Below are 15,605 nucleotides of genomic sequence, written 5' to 3' on the forward strand. Positions count from 1 at the left end.
TTACGTTCAAACTTTTCCTTTGCCACGGCTCAATACCCTTAACAAATTATCCGTAAATTTAAGATTTCTTACCGCTGATGACGTCATCGGCGATATTGCGCGGTGCCTCGGAGTACTTCAGGAACTCCATGGAGTAGCTGGCGCGACCCTGAGACATGGAACGCAGATCGGTCGCGTAGCCAAACATCTCGGAGAGCGGCACTTCGGCACGAATCACCTTGCCGGACAGAGTGTCTTCCATGCCCTGCACGGTGCCACGACGACGGCTCAGGTCACCCATGACGTCGCCCATGTACTCCTCGGGGGTAACCGCTTCGACCTTCATGATCGGCTCGAGCAGAACGGCACCACCCTCTTTCGCGGCGTTCTTCACCGCCAGGCCACCGGCCATGCGGAAGGCGTTCTCGTTGGAATCCACCTCATGGTAGGAACCATCGTAGAGAATCGCTTTCACGCCCAGCACCGGGTAGCCGGCCAGTACACCGGACTTCAGCTGCTCATCGATACCTTTCTGAACAGCACCGAAGTACTCTTTCGGAACCACACCGCCGTGAATCTGCTCTTCAAACTCGAAGTCCGCATCGCGATCGATGGGCTCGAACTTGATTTTGACGTGGCCGTACTGACCACGACCACCGGACTGCTTGACGAACTTACCTTCCACGTCCACCGGCTTGGTGAAGGTTTCGCGGTAAGCCACCTGCGGCGCGCCGATGTTCGCTTCCACCTTGAACTCCCGCTTCATGCGGTCGACAAGGATGTCCAGGTGCAGCTCGCCCATGCCGGAAATGATGGTCTGGCCGGACTCTTCGTCGGTCTTCACACGGAAGGACGGATCCTCCTGTGCCAGACGACCCAGCGCCATGCCCATCTTCTCCTGGTCGGCCTTGGACTTCGGCTCCACCGCCACGGAAATCACCGGATCCGGGAATTCCATGCGCTCAAGGATGATCACCTTGTTCAGGTCACAGAGGGTGTCACCGGTGGTGACGTCCTTGAGACCCACGCAGGCGGCGATGTCGCCGGCGCGCACTTCCTTGATCTCCTCGCGGGAGTTGGAGTGCATCTGCAGCAGACGGCCGACGCGCTCTTTCTTGTCGCGAACGGAGTTCATCACGCTGTCACCGGAGTTCAGCACGCCGGAGTAAACGCGGATGAAGGTCAGCGAGCCCACGAACGGGTCGGTGGCGATCTTGAACGCCAGCGCGGAGAACGGCTCGTCGTCGCTGGACTTACGGGCCTCAACGGTTTCACCGTCTTCCAGTACACCCTGGATCGCCTTCACTTCGTCCGGCGCCGGCAGGTATTCGATCACCGCGTCCAGCAGCGCCTGCACGCCCTTGTTCTTAAAGGCGGAGCCGCACAGAGCCAGAACGATCTCGTTGGCGATGACCTGCTGACGCAGACCGGCCTTGATCTGCTCGTTGGTCAGCTCGCCATTCTCCAGGTAGGTCTCCATCAGTTCTTCGGAGGCCTCGGCGGCGGACTCGACCATCTGCTCGCGCAGCTCGTCGCAACGGGCCTGGAGCTCTTCGGGGATGTCCTTCTGCTCGTAGGTCATACCCATGTCGCCTTCGTTCCAATAGATCGCCTTCATGCGGATCAGGTCGACCACGCCCTTGAAGTTGTCTTCGGAACCGATGTTCAGCTGAATGGGAACCACCTTGGCACCCAGACGCTTGCGGATCTGCTCGACCACGCGCTCGAAATCGGCGCCGGCGCGGTCCATCTTGTTGACGAACACCACGCGGGGCACTTCGTATTTGTTGGCCTGACGCCATACGGTCTCGGACTGCGGCTCCACACCGGAAGTACCACAGAACACCACCACGGCACCGTCGAGTACACGCAGGGAACGCTCCACCTCAATGGTGAAGTCCACGTGCCCCGGGGTATCAATGATGTTGATCCGGTGCTGGTCGTACTGCTGGTCCATGCCCTGCCAGAAGGTAGTGGTGGCAGCGGAGGTAATGGTAATACCACGCTCCTGCTCCTGCTCCATCCAGTCCATGACCGCGGCACCGTCGTGTACCTCACCGATTTTGTGAGACACACCGGTGTAAAAGAGGACGCGCTCGGTGGTGGTAGTCTTGCCCGCGTCCACGTGGGCGCAGATACCAATGTTGCGATAGCGGTTGAGAGGAGTCTTACGTGCCACGCTGCTAACCTCGATTCACTGAATCCAATACAAAAACCGGCCTGAACTTGAGCAGGCCGGTTTACTCATCCTACCTTCTTGCTTAGAAGCGGAAGTGGGAGAAGGCCTTGTTGGCCTCGGCCATGCGGTGCACGTCTTCCCGCTTCTTCATGGCTGCGCCCTTACCTTCAGCGGCGTCCGCCACTTCACCGGCGAGGCGCTGAGCCATGCTTTTCTCACCACGCTTACGCGCGGAATCCACCAGCCAGCGCATGGCCAGGGCGGTACGACGACTGGGACGCACTTCGACCGGCACCTGATAGGTGGCGCCACCGACCCGACGGCTTTTCACTTCCACCATCGGACGGATGTTGTCGAGCGCTTTCTCGAACAGTTCCAGGGGCTCGCCGTTCTTGCGATCCGCGACGATGTCCAGGGCGCCATAAACGATGTGCTCGGCTACGGACTTCTTGCCGTCGACCATCACATGGTTCATGAACTTGGCCAGCAACTGGCTCCCGAACTTCGGATCCGGCAGGATCTCGCGTTTGGCTACGACGCGTCTTCTAGGCATCGGATGTGTTCCTCGTTTTCACCCCGCCGGGGCGGGGAAAGCTTCAGGGTTACCCGGGACGGAGCCCGGCCTTACTCATCCCATCGGGCCAACCGGCCCGACCGTCAGAAAAGGGGTTCGATTTACTTCTTCGGCCGCTTGGCACCGTACTTGGAACGGCGCTGCTTACGGTCCTGAACACCGGCGGTGTCCAGCGTGCCACGCACGGTGTGGTAGCGCACGCCGGGCAGGTCTTTTACACGACCGCCACGGATCAGCACCACGGAGTGCTCCTGCAGGTTATGACCTTCCCCGGGAATGTAGGAAGACACTTCATAACCGTTGGTCAGGCGCACACGGCACACTTTACGCAACGCGGAGTTCGGCTTTTTCGGGGTAGTGGTGTACACCCGGGTGCAAACGCCGCGACGCTGCGGGCAGCCCTGCAGGGCGACCGAGTCACTTTTTTCAACCTTCCTCTTGCGCGGGTTGCGCACAAGCTGGTTTACAGTTGCCATGAAACTACTGCTCCACGCTTACAGTTCTGTGACGAACTTGCTTCGTTTCGCCACCCTTGGGTCCGTCCACGGCCTTTTCCGGGCTATAGACAGGGGCGACGGATTCTAGGGATCCGGGGGCGTCAAGTCAAGACGCCCCCGGAGCCGACTACTCCTCGTCGGAGGAGCTGAGTGCTTCGGAAAGCGCCGCTTCCACCTCGTCCATGGTCGGGCCGTCGCCGTGCGCTTCCTCGCGCTGGCGGCGCCGTTCCATATGGTAGGCGTAACCGGTACCGGCGGGGATCAGACGACCCACCACCACGTTTTCCTTCAGACCGCGCAGGTCGTCTTCCTTGCCGGTCACCGCCGCTTCGGTCAACACCCGCGTGGTTTCCTGGAAGGACGCCGCGGAGATGAACGATTCGGTGGCCAGGGACGCCTTGGTGATACCCAGCAGCAGGCGCGAGCCGCGTGCCGGCATCTTGTCGTCGCCGTTGAGGCGCTCGTTCTCTTCCATCAGGCGGGCGTATTCGATCTGCTCGCCCTTGATGAAGGAGGAATCGCCCAGCTCGGTGATTTCCACCTTGCGCAGCATCTGGCGGATGATCGTCTCGATGTGCTTGTCGTTGATCTTCACACCCTGCAGGCGGTAGACCTCCTGCACCTCGTTGACGATATAGCGCGCCAGCTCCACTTCACCCATCAGACGCAGGATGTCGTGGGGGTTGAGCGGCCCGTCGGAGACCACTTCGCCCTTCTCCACGTGCTCACCTTCGAACACGTTGAGCAGACGCCATTTGTGGATCAGCTCTTCGTACGGCGCACCGCCGTCGTCCGGGGTGATCACCAGGCGCACCTTGCCCTTGGTTTCCTTACCGAAGGAAACGACACCGCTCTTCTCGGCGAGGATCGCGGCCTCTTTCGGGTTACGCGCCTCGAACAGGTCGGCCACGCGGGGCAGACCACCGGTGATGTCACGGGTCTTGGAGGATTCCTGCGGAATCCGCGCGATCACGTCACCCATGCCGATCTTGGCGCCGTTCTTGAGACCGGACAGCGCGCCGCCGGGCAGGAAGTACGCCGCCGGCGCGTCGGTGTTGGGCAGTGCCACGGGGTTCCCCTTGGCGTCCACCACGCGAACCACCGGGCGCAGGTCCTTACCCGCGGAGGGCCGGTCCTGGGTGGAGAGCACTTCGATGTTGGTCAGACCGGTGAGCTCATCGGTCTGGTAGTTCACCGAAATACCTTCTTCCATGTCCCCGAACTGAACCTTACCTTCCACCTCGGCGATGATCGGGTGGGTGTGCGGGTCCCAGGTGGCGACCACCTGGCCGGCTTCGGCCTGGTCGTCCTCGCCCACGGTGACCATGGCGCCGTAGGGCATCTTGTAGCGCTCGCGCTCACGACCCAGGTCGTCCACCACCGCCAGCTCCGCGGAGCGGGAAACGATCACCAGACCGTCTTTGTGCTGCACGTGCTTGGCGTTGTGGAAGCGGATCCTGCCACCGTGCTTGACCTGAATACTGGACACCGCGGAAGCCCGGCTCGCCGCGCCACCGATGTGGAAGGTCCGCATGGTCAGCTGGGTACCCGGCTCACCGATGGACTGGGCGGCGATCACGCCGACCGCCTCGCCGATGTTAACCCGGTGACCGCGGGCCAGATCACGGCCGTAGCAGCGGGAGCACATGCCCCACTTGGTCTTACAGGTGATCGGGGAGCGGACGATCATCTCGTCGATACCCATCGCCTCGAGCTTCTCGACCCAGACTTCGTCCAGCACCGTGCCGGCGGTGAAGACCACCTCGTCGGTACCCGGGCGCACCAGGTCACGGGCCACGGTCCGGCCCAGCACCCGCTCACGCAGGGGCTCGACGATGTCACCGCCTTCGATCAGCGGCGTCATCAGCAGGCCTTCCTCGGTGCCACAGTCTTCCTCGGTGACCACCAGATCCTGGGCCACGTCCACCAGACGGCGGGTCAGGTAACCGGAGTTGGCGGTTTTCAGTGCCGTGTCCGCGAGACCTTTACGGGCGCCGTGGGTGGAGATGAAGTACTGAAGTACGTTCAGACCCTCACGGAAGTTGCTGGTGATGGGCGTCTCGATGATCGAGCCGTCCGGCTTGGCCATCAGGCCCCGCATGCCGGCGAGCTGACGGATCTGCGCCGGGGAGCCCCGGGCGCCGGAGTCGGCCATCATGTAGATGGAGTTGAAGGACGCCTGGGTCTCGTCTTCACCGTCACGGTTAACGACGATTTCCTTGTTCAGGTTGTCCATCATCGCCTTGGCGATCTGGTCGTTGGTGCGCGCCCAGATGTCGACCACCTTGTTGTAGCGCTCACCGCGGGTCACCAGACCGGAAGCGAACTGCTCCTCGATCTCGCGCACTTCTTCCTCGGCGGCGGCGATCAGTTTCACCTTGGCTTCCGGGATCACCATGTCCTCGACACCGATGGAGGAGCCGGACAGCGTCGCTTCGCGGAAGCCCATGTACATGATCTGGTCGGCGAAGATGCAGGTTTCCTTGGTACCGAGAATCCGGTAGCAGGTGTTCAGCAGCTTGGAGATCGCCTTCTTGGTCATGTTCTGGTTGACCATGTCGAAGCCGATGCCTTCGGGGACGATGTCCCAGATCTTACAGCGGCCCGGGGTGGTCTCCACCAGACGGGTGGCTTCCTCGATGCGGCCTTCCTGATCCTTGACCACTTCGTGGATGCGCACCTTGACCCGCGCGTGCAGCGCCACTTCCCGCGTGCCCAGGGCGCGCAGTACTTCGGCGATGTCGGCGAACACCCGGCCTTCGCCTTTGACGTTCACCTTCTCACGGCTGATGTAGTACAGACCCAGAACCACGTCCTGGGTGGGTACGATGATCGGCTCGCCGCTGGCGGGAGAGAGGATGTTGTTGGTGGACATCATCAGCGCGCGCGCTTCGAGCTGGGCTTCCAGGGTCAGCGGCACGTGCACCGCCATCTGGTCACCGTCGAAGTCGGCGTTGAACGCCGCGCACACCAGCGGGTGCAGCTGGATCGCCTTACCTTCAATCAGCACCGGCTCGAACGCCTGGATGCCCAGACGGTGCAGCGTGGGCGCCCGGTTCAGCATCACCGGGTGCTCGCGGATCACCTCGGCGAGGATGTCCCACACCTCGGCGGTCTCGCGCTCGACCATCTTCTTGGCCGCCTTGATGGTGGTGGCCAGGCCGCGGGCTTCCAGCTTGGCGAAGATGAACGGCTTGAACAGTTCCAGAGCCATCTTCTTCGGCAGACCGGTTTCGTGCAGCTTGAGGGTCGGGCCCACCACGATCACGGAACGGCCGGAGTAGTCCACCCGCTTACCGAGCAGGTTCTGACGGAAACGGCCCTGCTTGCCCTTGATCATGTCGGCCAGGGACTTCAGCGGGCGCTTGTTGGAACCGGTGATGGCGCGGCCACGGCGGCCGTTGTCCAGCAGCGCGTCCACGGACTCCTGCAGCATGCGCTTTTCGTTGCGCACGATGATGTCCGGGGCGTTCAGGTCCAGCAGCCGCTTGAGGCGGTTGTTACGGTTGATCACCCGGCGGTACAGATCGTTCAGGTCGGAGGTCGCGAAGCGGCCGCCGTCCAGGGGCACCAGCGGACGCAGGTCCGGCGGCAGCACCGGCAGCACCGTCATGATCATCCACTCCGGCGCGTTGCCGGAGGCGTGGAAGCCTTCCATCAGCTTGAGACGCTTGGACAGCTTCTTCAGCTTGGTGTCGGAGTTGGTCGCCTCGATGTCCTCGCGCAGGGTGTTGATCTCTTCCTGCAGGTCGAGCTCCAGCAGCAGCTGCTGGACCGCCTCGGCGCCCATCTTGGCTTCGAACTCATCACCGAACTGCTCGAGCGCGTCGAAGTACTCTTCGTCGGTCAGCAGCTGACCGCGCTCCAGAGTGGTCATACCCGGCTCGGTCACCACGAAGGACTCGAAGTACAGCACCCGCTCGATGTCGCGCAGGGTCATGTCCAGCATCAGGCCGATGCGCGAGGGCAGCGACTTGAGGAACCAGATGTGCGCTACCGGGCTGGCCAGCTCAATGTGGCCCATGCGCTCACGGCGGACCTTGGAGAGGGTGACTTCAACGCCACACTTCTCACAGATCACGCCCCGGTGCTTGAGCCGCTTGTATTTACCGCACAGGCATTCGTAGTCCTTGATAGGACCGAAAATACGCGCGCAGAACAGGCCATCACGCTCCGGCTTGAACGTACGGTAGTTGATGGTCTCCGGCTTTTTCACTTCGCCAAAAGACCAGGAACGGATCAGGTCCGGCGGCGCCAGACCGATCTTCAGTTTGTCGAATTCCGTGACTTGTCCCTGACTTTTGAGCAGATTCAGCAAGTCTTTCAAGGCCAGTCCTCCGTATGGAGCTTTCGCTCGCGATTCTTTCCTAAATCCGGGTCGGGCGGCAGCGCCGCCCGGGTGGCGCGCCGCCCGAAGGCGGCGTCACGCACTCAGTCGTTTTCCAGCTCGATATTGATACCGAGAGACCGGATTTCCTTCAGCAGTACGTTGAAGGATTCCGGCATGCCCGGATCCATCCGGTGGTCGCCGTCGACGATGTTCTTGTAAATGCGGGTACGGCCATTTACGTCGTCGGACTTCACGGTGAGCATTTCCTGCAGGGTGTAGGCGGCGCCGTACGCCTCCAACGCCCAGACTTCCATCTCACCGAAGCGCTGACCACCGAACTGTGCCTTACCACCCAGCGGCTGCTGGGTCACCAGGCTGTACGAACCGGTGGAGCGGGCGTGCATCTTGTCGTCCACCAGGTGGTTCAGCTTCAGCATGTACATGTAGCCGACGGTCACCTTGCGGTCGAACGGTTCGCCACTGCGGCCGTCCCACAGCTGGATCTGACCGGAGCGGTCGTAACCGGCCAGCTCCAGCAGCGCCTTGATCTCGAACTCCTTGGCACCGTCGAATACGGCGGTGGCCATGGGCACGCCGGCCCGCAGGTTCTCGGCCAGCTCCATGATGTCGGCTTCGCTGAAGCTGCCCCACTCCTCGTCGGTGCCGCCGGCGCCGGTCTGGTTGTAGATCTGGTCCAGGAAATCGCGCACCTCGGTGGCTTTCTTTTCCTGATCCAGCATCTCGCCGATGCGCTCGCCCAGGCCTTTGGCCGCCCAGCCGAGGTGGGTCTCGAGAATCTGACCCACGTTCATCCGCGACGGTACACCCAGCGGGTTGAGCACCACGTCCACCGGCACGCCGTGCTCGTCGTACGGCATGTCCTCCTCGGGCATGATCACGGAGATCACACCTTTGTTACCGTGACGGCCGGCCATCTTGTCACCGGGCTGGATGCGACGCTTGATCGCCAGGTAGACCTTGACCACCTTGAGCACGCCGTGGGACAGGTCGTCGCCGCCGGAGATCTTGGACTGCTTGTCCTTGTAGCGCTCGTCCTGCTCTTTCTTGTGCTGCTCCAGGTACTGATGGGTACGCTCGAGCTGCTCGGCCACGTCGTCGTCGGCGGGGCGCAGTTCGAACCACTGGGCCGCGTCCAGATCGTCCAGGATCGCGTCGGTCAGCTCGGTACCACGCTTGAGGCCGGCACCGCCGTTGACCTTCTTGCCCACCATCACGGTGCGCAGACGGTCCAGGCTGTCCCGCTCGAGAATGCGGTACTCGTCCTTCAGGTCCTTGCGGAACTTGTCCAGCGCGTCCTGCTCGATCTGCTTGGCGCGCTCGTCTTTCTCGACGCCGTCACGGGTGAACACCTGAACGTCGATCACCGTGCCTTTCACGCCGGAGGACACACGCAGGGAGGTGTCCTTCACGTCGGACGCCTTCTCGCCGAAGATGGCACGCAGCAGCTTCTCTTCCGGCGTCAGCTGGGTCTCGCCTTTCGGCGTCACCTTGCCCACCAGAATGTCGCCGGCTTCCACTTCCGCACCGATGTAGACAATACCGGACTCGTCCAGCTTGCCCAGCGCCGCCTCGCCCACGTTGGGGATGTCGGCGGTGATTTCCTCGGCGCCCAGCTTGGTGTCCCGGGCGATGGCGGTCAGTTCCTGAATGTGGATGGAGGTAAAGCGGTCCTCTTTCACCACACGCTCGGAGATGAGGATGGAATCCTCGAAGTTGTAACCGTTCCAGGGCATGAACGCGACGCGCATGTTCTGGCCCAGGGCCAGTTCACCCATGTCCACGGACGGGCCGTCGGCCATGATGTCGCGGGCGGAGACCCGGTCACCCACTTTCACCAGCGGACGCTGGTTGATGCAGGTGTTCTGGTTGGAGCGGGTGTACTTGGTGAGGTTGTAGATATCCACACCGGCTTCGCCTTCCACCACCTCATCGTCGTTCACTTTAACGATGATCCGGGAGGCATCCACCTTGTTCACCACGCCGCCACGCTGGGCCACCACGCAGACGCCGGAATCGCGGGCCACGTGACGCTCCATGCCGGTGCCCACCAGGGGCTTCTCGGCACGCAGGGTCGGTACCGCCTGGCGCTGCATGTTGGAGCCCATCAAGGCGCGGTTGGCGTCATCGTGCTCCAGGAACGGAATCAGGGACGCGGCCACGGACACCACCTGGCGCGGGGAGACATCCATATGGGTAATGGTGTCCCGCTCCATGACGGTGAATTCGTAGCGGTGACGCACGGTGACGAAGTCTTCAACGAAGCCGCCGTCGTCGGTCATCTTGGCGTCCACCTGGGCGATCACGCACTCGGCTTCCTCGATGGCGGAGAGATACTCGATCTCGTCGGTCACCTTGCCGTCGATCACCTTGCGGTAGGGGGACTCCAGGAAACCGTACTCGTTGGTGCGCGCGTAGCTGGCCAGCGAGTTGATCAGGCCGATGTTCGGGCCTTCCGGCGTCTCGATCGGACATACCCGGCCGTAGTGGGTCGGGTGCACGTCGCGCACTTCGAAGCCGGCGCGCTCACGGGTCAGGCCGCCCGGGCCCAACGCGGAGACACGACGCTTGTGCGTGATCTCGGACAGCGGGTTGTTCTGGTCCATGAACTGGGACAGCTGGGAGGAGCCGAAGAACTCCTTCACCGCCGCCGCCACCGGCTTGGCGTTGATCAGGTCCTGGGGCATCAGGCCCTCGGACTCGGCCAGGCTCAGGCGCTCTTTCACGGCGCGCTCGACACGGACCAGACCGACGCGGAACTGGTTCTCGGCCATCTCGCCGACGGAACGGATGCGGCGGTTGCCCAGGTGATCGATGTCATCGGTCACGCCGTTGCCGTTGCGGATGTCCACCAGCGTCTTCAGTACGTCGATGATGTCGGAGGTCTCGCCGCCGATCTGCTCGTAGTACTGCTTGCCTTCATCGTCGGTGCGGTTACTGAAGTAGCGACCGTCATAGATGATACCCGGGCCGGTGACGTCCTCACGGCCCAGACGACGGTTGAACTTCATCCGGCCCACGCCGGACAGGTCATAGCGCTCGTCGGTGAAGAACAGGTTGCGGAACAGGTTCTCCGCCGCTTCCTTGGTGGGCGGCTCGCCGGGGCGCATCATGCGATAGATTTCCACCAGCGCCTCAAGGGGGCTGCGGGTGGGATCGGCACGCAGGGTGTCGGACATGAACGGCCCATTGTCGAGATCGTTGGTGTACAACGTCTCGAACCGCTTGATGCCGCCCTTCTCCAGTTTCTCCAGCGCGTCGGCGCCCAGCTCGGTATTACACTCCAGCAATACCTCGCCGGTTTCCTCGTCGATGATGGACTTGGCGAGGTAACGGCCCTGGAGGTATTCGGCGGGAATTTCCAGGTATTCGATATTGGCTTTTTCGAGCTGGCGGATGTGACGCGCGGTTACCCGGCGGCCACGTTCCACCACCACTTCATCGCCGGCCAGGATATCGAACGTCGCGGTTTCACCACGCAGACGTTCCGGCACCAGGCGCATGCGATACACACCGTCTTCGACCAGAATCTCGTTGGTCTCGAAGAAGATGTCGAGAATTTCATCGGAGGTGTAACCCAGGGCGCGCAGCAGGATCGTCGCCGGCAACTTGCGGCGGCGGTCGATACGCACATACACCATGTCCTTGGGATCGAACTCGAAGTCCAGCCAGGAACCACGGTAAGGAATCACCCGGGCTGAATACAGCAGCTTCCCGGAGGAGTGCGTCTTGCCCTTGTCGTGGTCGAAAAACACGCCGGGAGAACGGTGCAGCTGGGATACGATGACCCGCTCGGTACCATTGATCACGAAGGTACCGTTTTCGGTCATCAAGGGGATTTCACCCATGTAGACCTGCTGCTCACGGATGTCCTTGATGGCGCCATTGGACTCTTTGTCGTAGATCACCAACCGAATACGCACGCGCAGAGGCGCGGCATAGGTGGTGCCACGAATGATGCATTCCTTGACATCGAAAACGGGTTTGCCGAACTCATAGCCGGCATACTCGAGTGCCGCGTTCCCGGAGTAGCTTGATATCGGGAATACGGACCGGAAGGCCGCTTCCAGGCCTTCTTCAAAGCGCTCATCAGCGCTTTTGTCGTGTTGCAGGAACTTGCGGTAAGAATCGAGCTGTATGGCCAGAAGGTACGGAACCTCCATGACCTTTGGAAGCTTGCCGAAATCTTTGCGGATCCGCTTTTTCTCAGTGAATGAGTATGCCATCTGCGTTCCTCGGCTGTTGACCTATCACCCCTGGGTGATACTTCTGTACGAAACCCTTCATACAGAAACGACAAAAGGCTGGCAGCCCTTAAGCTGCCAGCCGGCGTCTTTCCGTCATAATGTGGAAAGACATAACGCTCTCGCGCTTACTTAAGCTCAGCAGTACCGCCGGCCTCTTCGATCTTTTTCTTGATCTCTTCGGCTTCGTCCTTGGAAGCGCCTTCCTTGACCGGAGCAGGTGCGCTCTCGACCAGTTCTTTCGCTTCTTTCAGACCCAGACCGGTTACTTCGCGCACTGCCTTGATCACGCCGACTTTCTTGTCGCCGAAACCGGTCAGAACCACGTCGAACTCAGTCTGTTCTTCGGCGGCGGCACCAGCGTCACCACCAGCGGCTGCGGGAGCAGCGGCAACGGCGGCAGCGGCGGTTACGCCGAACTTCTCTTCCATGGCCTCGATCAGTTCAACGAGGTCCATAACACTCATATCAGCTACTGCGCTGAGGATATCTTCTTTGGAAACGGCCATTTTCAATCTCCTAAAATCACCGTACGGGCGATCCCGAGTGAATCGGGTAGTTACGCTGCCGGCCTGAGGCTCAGGCAGCTTCCTGCTGTTTCTGGTCCTTCACGGCGGCCATCGTGCGAACAAACTTGCCGGGCACTTCGTTGAGAGTGCGGACAAACTTGGCCACCGGGGCCTGCATGACGGACATAAGCTGAGCAATGGCTTCATCACGGGTGGGCAGCTTAGCCAGGACATCGATGTCCTTGGCTTCGTACGCCACACCGCCTACCGCCAACGCTTTAACTTCGAGCGCGTCGTGGTCCTTGGCGAAATCCTTGATGAGTCGGGCAGCTGCACCCGGATCGTCTTGGGAAAATGCCAGAACCGTGGGGCCGACCAGCGCATCGGTGAGGCACTCATACTCAGTACCTGCAACGGCGCGCTTGGCCAACGTGTTCCGAACAACTTTCAGATACACGCCGGTTTCGCGGGCCTTGAGACGGAGATTGGTCATTTCCGCCACAGAGAGACCACGATAGTCGGCAACCACGGCGGACAGCGCTTCGGAAGCCGCAGCATTCACCGAAACCACAATCGCCCGTTTGTCCTCCAGATTCAAAGGCACGATTTACCTCCTGGATTCACAAACTTAACCGGATTCATCGACTGCCTTGCTGATGTACCCGGCGGTTGCCATGACCGGTTGCCCGGTCGGTATCGCGGAAGCCAGCCCCTGCTTTGACACAGGATTTGTAACTACCGCGCCTGCGCAGGCGGTTACCCTTTAATCGCGGACGGAAACTTGGCTCATAAAGCCAGACTCCATTCACGTCAGCGGACCTGCGGTCTTTGACGCCCCGTCGGCCGCGCCTCTTGCGAGGCCGCCGCCGGGATCAAAGCCCTTTGGACCGGCCTAAGCCGGCCCGTTTTCTTACATGGCCAGGGAGGCGGGATCGATCGCCAGGCCCGGGCCCATGGTGCTGGAAAGCGTGACCTTCTTGAAATACGCCCCTTTCGCGGAAGAAGGCTTGGCCTTCTTCAGGTCGTTGATCAGCGCTTCCACGTTTTCCTTGATGGCGTTGGCGTCAAAACCCACCTGACCCACGGTGCAGTGGATGATGCCGCCCTTGTCGGTGCGGTAACGCACCTGACCGCCTTTGGCGTTCTTAACCGCCTGGGCCACGTCCGGAGTCACGGTGCCCACCTTGGGGTTGGGCATCAGACCGCGGGGACCCAGGATGGTGCCCAGCTTACCGACCACGCGCATGGCGTCCGGAGAAGCGATCACCACGTCGAAATTGATCTCGCCGCCCTGAACCTGCTCGGCCAGGTCGTCGAAACCGACCACGTCCGCGCCGGCTTCCTTGGCTTCTTCCGCCTTGGCGCCCTGAGCGAATACGGCGACGCGCACGGTCTTACCGGTACCGTGGGGCAGCACGGAGGCGCCACGCACGTTCTGGTCGGATTTACGCGGGTCGACGCCCAGATTCACGGACACGTCGATGGATTCCTTGAACTTCACGGTGGACATCTCGGCCAGCAGAGTCACGGCCTCTTCCACCGGGTACAACTTGCCCGGCTCGATCTTTTCACGGATGGCGCGGGCGCGCTTGGACAGCTTAGCCATTGGTTAGTCCTCCACGTCCAGGCCCATGGAACGGGCGGAGCCCGCGATAGTGCGCACTGCGGCGTCCAGATCCGCGGCGGTGAGATCAGGCTCCTTGGCCTTGGCGATCTCTTCCAGCTGCGCCCGGTTCACCGTGCCCACCTTCTTGGTGTTGGGCTCACCGGAGCCGCTCTTGATGTTGGCCGCTTTCTTCAGCAGGTAAGACGCCGGCGGCGTCTTCATGGTGAAGGTAAAGGAGCGGTCACCGTAAACGGTGATCACCACCGGCACCGGCGCACCCTGATCCATCTGCTGGGTCTGGGCGTTGAAAGACTTACAGAATTCCATGATGTTCACGCCGTGCTGGCCCAGAGCGGGACCCACCGGCGGTGAGGGGTTAGCCTGACCCGCTGCCACCTGCAGCTTGATGTAGGCTTCTACTTTCTTAGCCATGATAAGACTCCTTGGGTTCAAGCGCCCGGGAACGGGCTCCCCTGAGGTTGGTCATCCGCCTTCCGCCACAACAGCGGAAGACACCAGGGATCAGGTCTTCTCGACCTGTCCGAATTCCAGTTCCACGGGGGTGGAGCGACCGAAAATCAACACCGCCACGTGCAGGCGGCTCTTTTCGTAGTTCACTTCTTCCACCACGCCGTTGAAGTCGGCGAAAGGCCCGTCCGTGACGCGGACCACTTCGCCCGCCTCGAACAGGGTTTTCGGCTTCGGCTTTTCCACCGCATCGTCCATGCGGCGAAGAATGGCGTCCGCCTCTTTCTGGGTGATCGGCGATACGCGACCCGGATTCTTCGGATCCTCGCCGATAAAGCCCATCACCTTGGGCGTCTCCTTGACCATATGCCAGGAGTCATCGTTCATTTCCATGTGCACCAGCACATAACCGGGAAAGAACTTGCGCTCGGACCGGCGCTTCTGGCCGGCGCGCATTTCCACCACTTCTTCGGTGGGCACCAGAATCTCGCCAAACAGCTCTTCCATGGAGTTGAGCTTGATCCGCTCCTCCAGGGACCGCTTGACGTGCTTTTCAAAGCCGGAATAAGCGTGTACCACGTACCAACGCTTTGCCATGTGCACCCCTTAGCCGATGAGCATCGAGATTGCGCCGTTGAGCACCCAGTCGAGCACGAACAACAGCAAAGCCACGATCAATACGAACACCAGGACAATCGCCGTGGTTTGCAGCGTCTCCTGGCGCGTGGGCCAGACCACCTTGCGCAGCTCCACCATGGAGTCCTTGCGCAACTGGTTGAACGCCTTGCCTTGCTCGGTCTGCAGGGCCACGAAGGCCGCCAGCAGAGCCACCACCACGACGCCCAGCGCCCGATACAGGGGGGACATGTCGGAGAAATAGCTGTTACCGGCCACGGCGGTGACCACCAATGCAGCCACCACCAGCCATTTGATGCCCTCCAGAACGGAGGAGGAGCCAGACTGCCCTTGTGCTTTCTCAGTCATCTGCCGATGCACCCCGCCGCCCGAATGGCAGCTCTGGGAAATTTGGCAGGCCAGGAGGGACTCGAACCCCCAACAGCCGGTTTTGGAGACCGGTGCTCTACCAATTGAACTACTGGCCTGTAACTTTACAAATGCAACAGCCGGGGCATGAAAGCCCCGGCCATCAACACACTAACTGTCTTACTCGATGATCTTGGACACCACGCCGGCGCCAACG

At 61.3% G+C, this 15,605-nt stretch carries 11 protein-coding genes and 1 tRNA gene; all 12 read right to left on the bottom strand.

Going from position 1 to position 15,605, the window contains the following annotated elements; translation table 11 throughout:
• Positions 1-58: 58 nt before the first annotated feature.
• Entirely contained in the window at positions 59-2,158 is a 2,100-nt protein-coding gene (gene fusA / locus ISO4_RS15995; protein WP_194856876.1) for an elongation factor G, read from the bottom strand.
• Between the two features lie 82 nt (positions 2,159-2,240).
• Positions 2,241-2,711 carry a 30S ribosomal protein S7 gene (gene rpsG, locus ISO4_RS16000; protein WP_142949706.1) on the bottom strand — a complete coding sequence of 157 codons (471 nt, stop codon included), beginning with the start codon at positions 2,709-2,711 and terminating at the stop codon, positions 2,241-2,243.
• A gap of 122 nt (positions 2,712-2,833) precedes the next feature.
• Complete coding sequence (gene rpsL / locus ISO4_RS16005) at positions 2,834-3,208, bottom strand: 30S ribosomal protein S12 (protein WP_067606428.1); 375 nt, start codon at positions 3,206-3,208, stop codon at positions 2,834-2,836.
• 148 nt (positions 3,209-3,356) lie between these two features.
• Positions 3,357-7,556: a DNA-directed RNA polymerase subunit beta' gene (gene rpoC, locus ISO4_RS16010; RefSeq protein ID WP_194856877.1), complete on the bottom strand. Its 4,200-nt coding sequence runs from the start codon at positions 7,554-7,556 to the stop codon at positions 3,357-3,359.
• 104 nt (positions 7,557-7,660) lie between these two features.
• Complete coding sequence (gene rpoB / locus ISO4_RS16015) at positions 7,661-11,803, bottom strand: DNA-directed RNA polymerase subunit beta (protein ID WP_142949708.1); 4,143 nt, start codon at positions 11,801-11,803, stop codon at positions 7,661-7,663.
• Positions 11,804-11,949: 146 nt separating this feature from the next.
• On the bottom strand, positions 11,950-12,330 hold the full coding sequence (rplL, locus tag ISO4_RS16020; RefSeq protein ID WP_067606407.1) for a 50S ribosomal protein L7/L12: 381 nt from the start codon (positions 12,328-12,330) through the stop codon (positions 11,950-11,952).
• A 70-nt stretch (positions 12,331-12,400) separates the two neighbouring features.
• Complete coding sequence (gene rplJ / locus ISO4_RS16025; protein WP_194856878.1) at positions 12,401-12,934, bottom strand: 50S ribosomal protein L10; 534 nt, start codon at positions 12,932-12,934, stop codon at positions 12,401-12,403.
• A 306-nt stretch (positions 12,935-13,240) separates the two neighbouring features.
• The gene (rplA, locus tag ISO4_RS16030) at positions 13,241-13,936 is read right to left on the bottom strand and encodes a 50S ribosomal protein L1 (RefSeq protein WP_067609358.1); all 696 of its coding nucleotides are present in this window, start codon (positions 13,934-13,936) and stop codon (positions 13,241-13,243) included.
• Between the two features lie 3 nt (positions 13,937-13,939).
• Positions 13,940-14,368 (bottom strand): 50S ribosomal protein L11, encoded by a 429-nt coding sequence (gene rplK, locus ISO4_RS16035; protein ID WP_142949710.1) that lies wholly within the window; start codon positions 14,366-14,368, stop codon positions 13,940-13,942.
• A gap of 90 nt (positions 14,369-14,458) precedes the next feature.
• Entirely contained in the window at positions 14,459-15,001 is a 543-nt protein-coding gene (nusG, locus tag ISO4_RS16040; RefSeq protein WP_142949711.1) for a transcription termination/antitermination protein NusG, read from the bottom strand.
• 9 nt (positions 15,002-15,010) lie between these two features.
• Positions 15,011-15,388, bottom strand: coding sequence for a preprotein translocase subunit SecE (secE, locus tag ISO4_RS16045; RefSeq protein WP_067606418.1), 378 nt, complete (start codon positions 15,386-15,388; stop codon positions 15,011-15,013).
• A 43-nt stretch (positions 15,389-15,431) separates the two neighbouring features.
• Positions 15,432-15,507 (bottom strand) — tRNA-Trp (locus ISO4_RS16050).
• Positions 15,508-15,605 lie beyond the last annotated feature (98 nt).

Source organism: Alloalcanivorax venustensis ISO4 (assembly GCF_015356855.1).
GTDB lineage: Bacteria > Pseudomonadota > Gammaproteobacteria > Pseudomonadales > Alcanivoracaceae > Alloalcanivorax > Alloalcanivorax venustensis.

Bases quoted from the DNA above. Each gene is read 5' to 3' on its own strand.
- rpsG (WP_142949706.1), bottom strand. From the start codon at position 2,711: ATGCCTAGAAGACGCGTCGTAGCCAAACGCGAGATCCTGCCGGATCCG.
- rplA (WP_067609358.1), bottom strand. From the start codon at position 13,936: ATGGCTAAGCTGTCCAAGCGCGCCCGCGCCATCCGTGAAAAGATCGAG.
- rplL (WP_067606407.1), bottom strand. From the start codon at position 12,330: ATGGCCGTTTCCAAAGAAGATATCCTCAGCGCAGTAGCTGATATGAGT.
- rpoB (WP_142949708.1), bottom strand. From the start codon at position 11,803: ATGGCATACTCATTCACTGAGAAAAAGCGGATCCGCAAAGATTTCGGC.
- rplK (WP_142949710.1), bottom strand. From the start codon at position 14,368: ATGGCTAAGAAAGTAGAAGCCTACATCAAGCTGCAGGTGGCAGCGGGT.
- secE (WP_067606418.1), bottom strand. From the start codon at position 15,388: ATGACTGAGAAAGCACAAGGGCAGTCTGGCTCCTCCTCCGTTCTGGAG.
- nusG (WP_142949711.1), bottom strand. From the start codon at position 15,001: ATGGCAAAGCGTTGGTACGTGGTACACGCTTATTCCGGCTTTGAAAAG.
- rpsL (WP_067606428.1), bottom strand. From the start codon at position 3,208: ATGGCAACTGTAAACCAGCTTGTGCGCAACCCGCGCAAGAGGAAGGTT.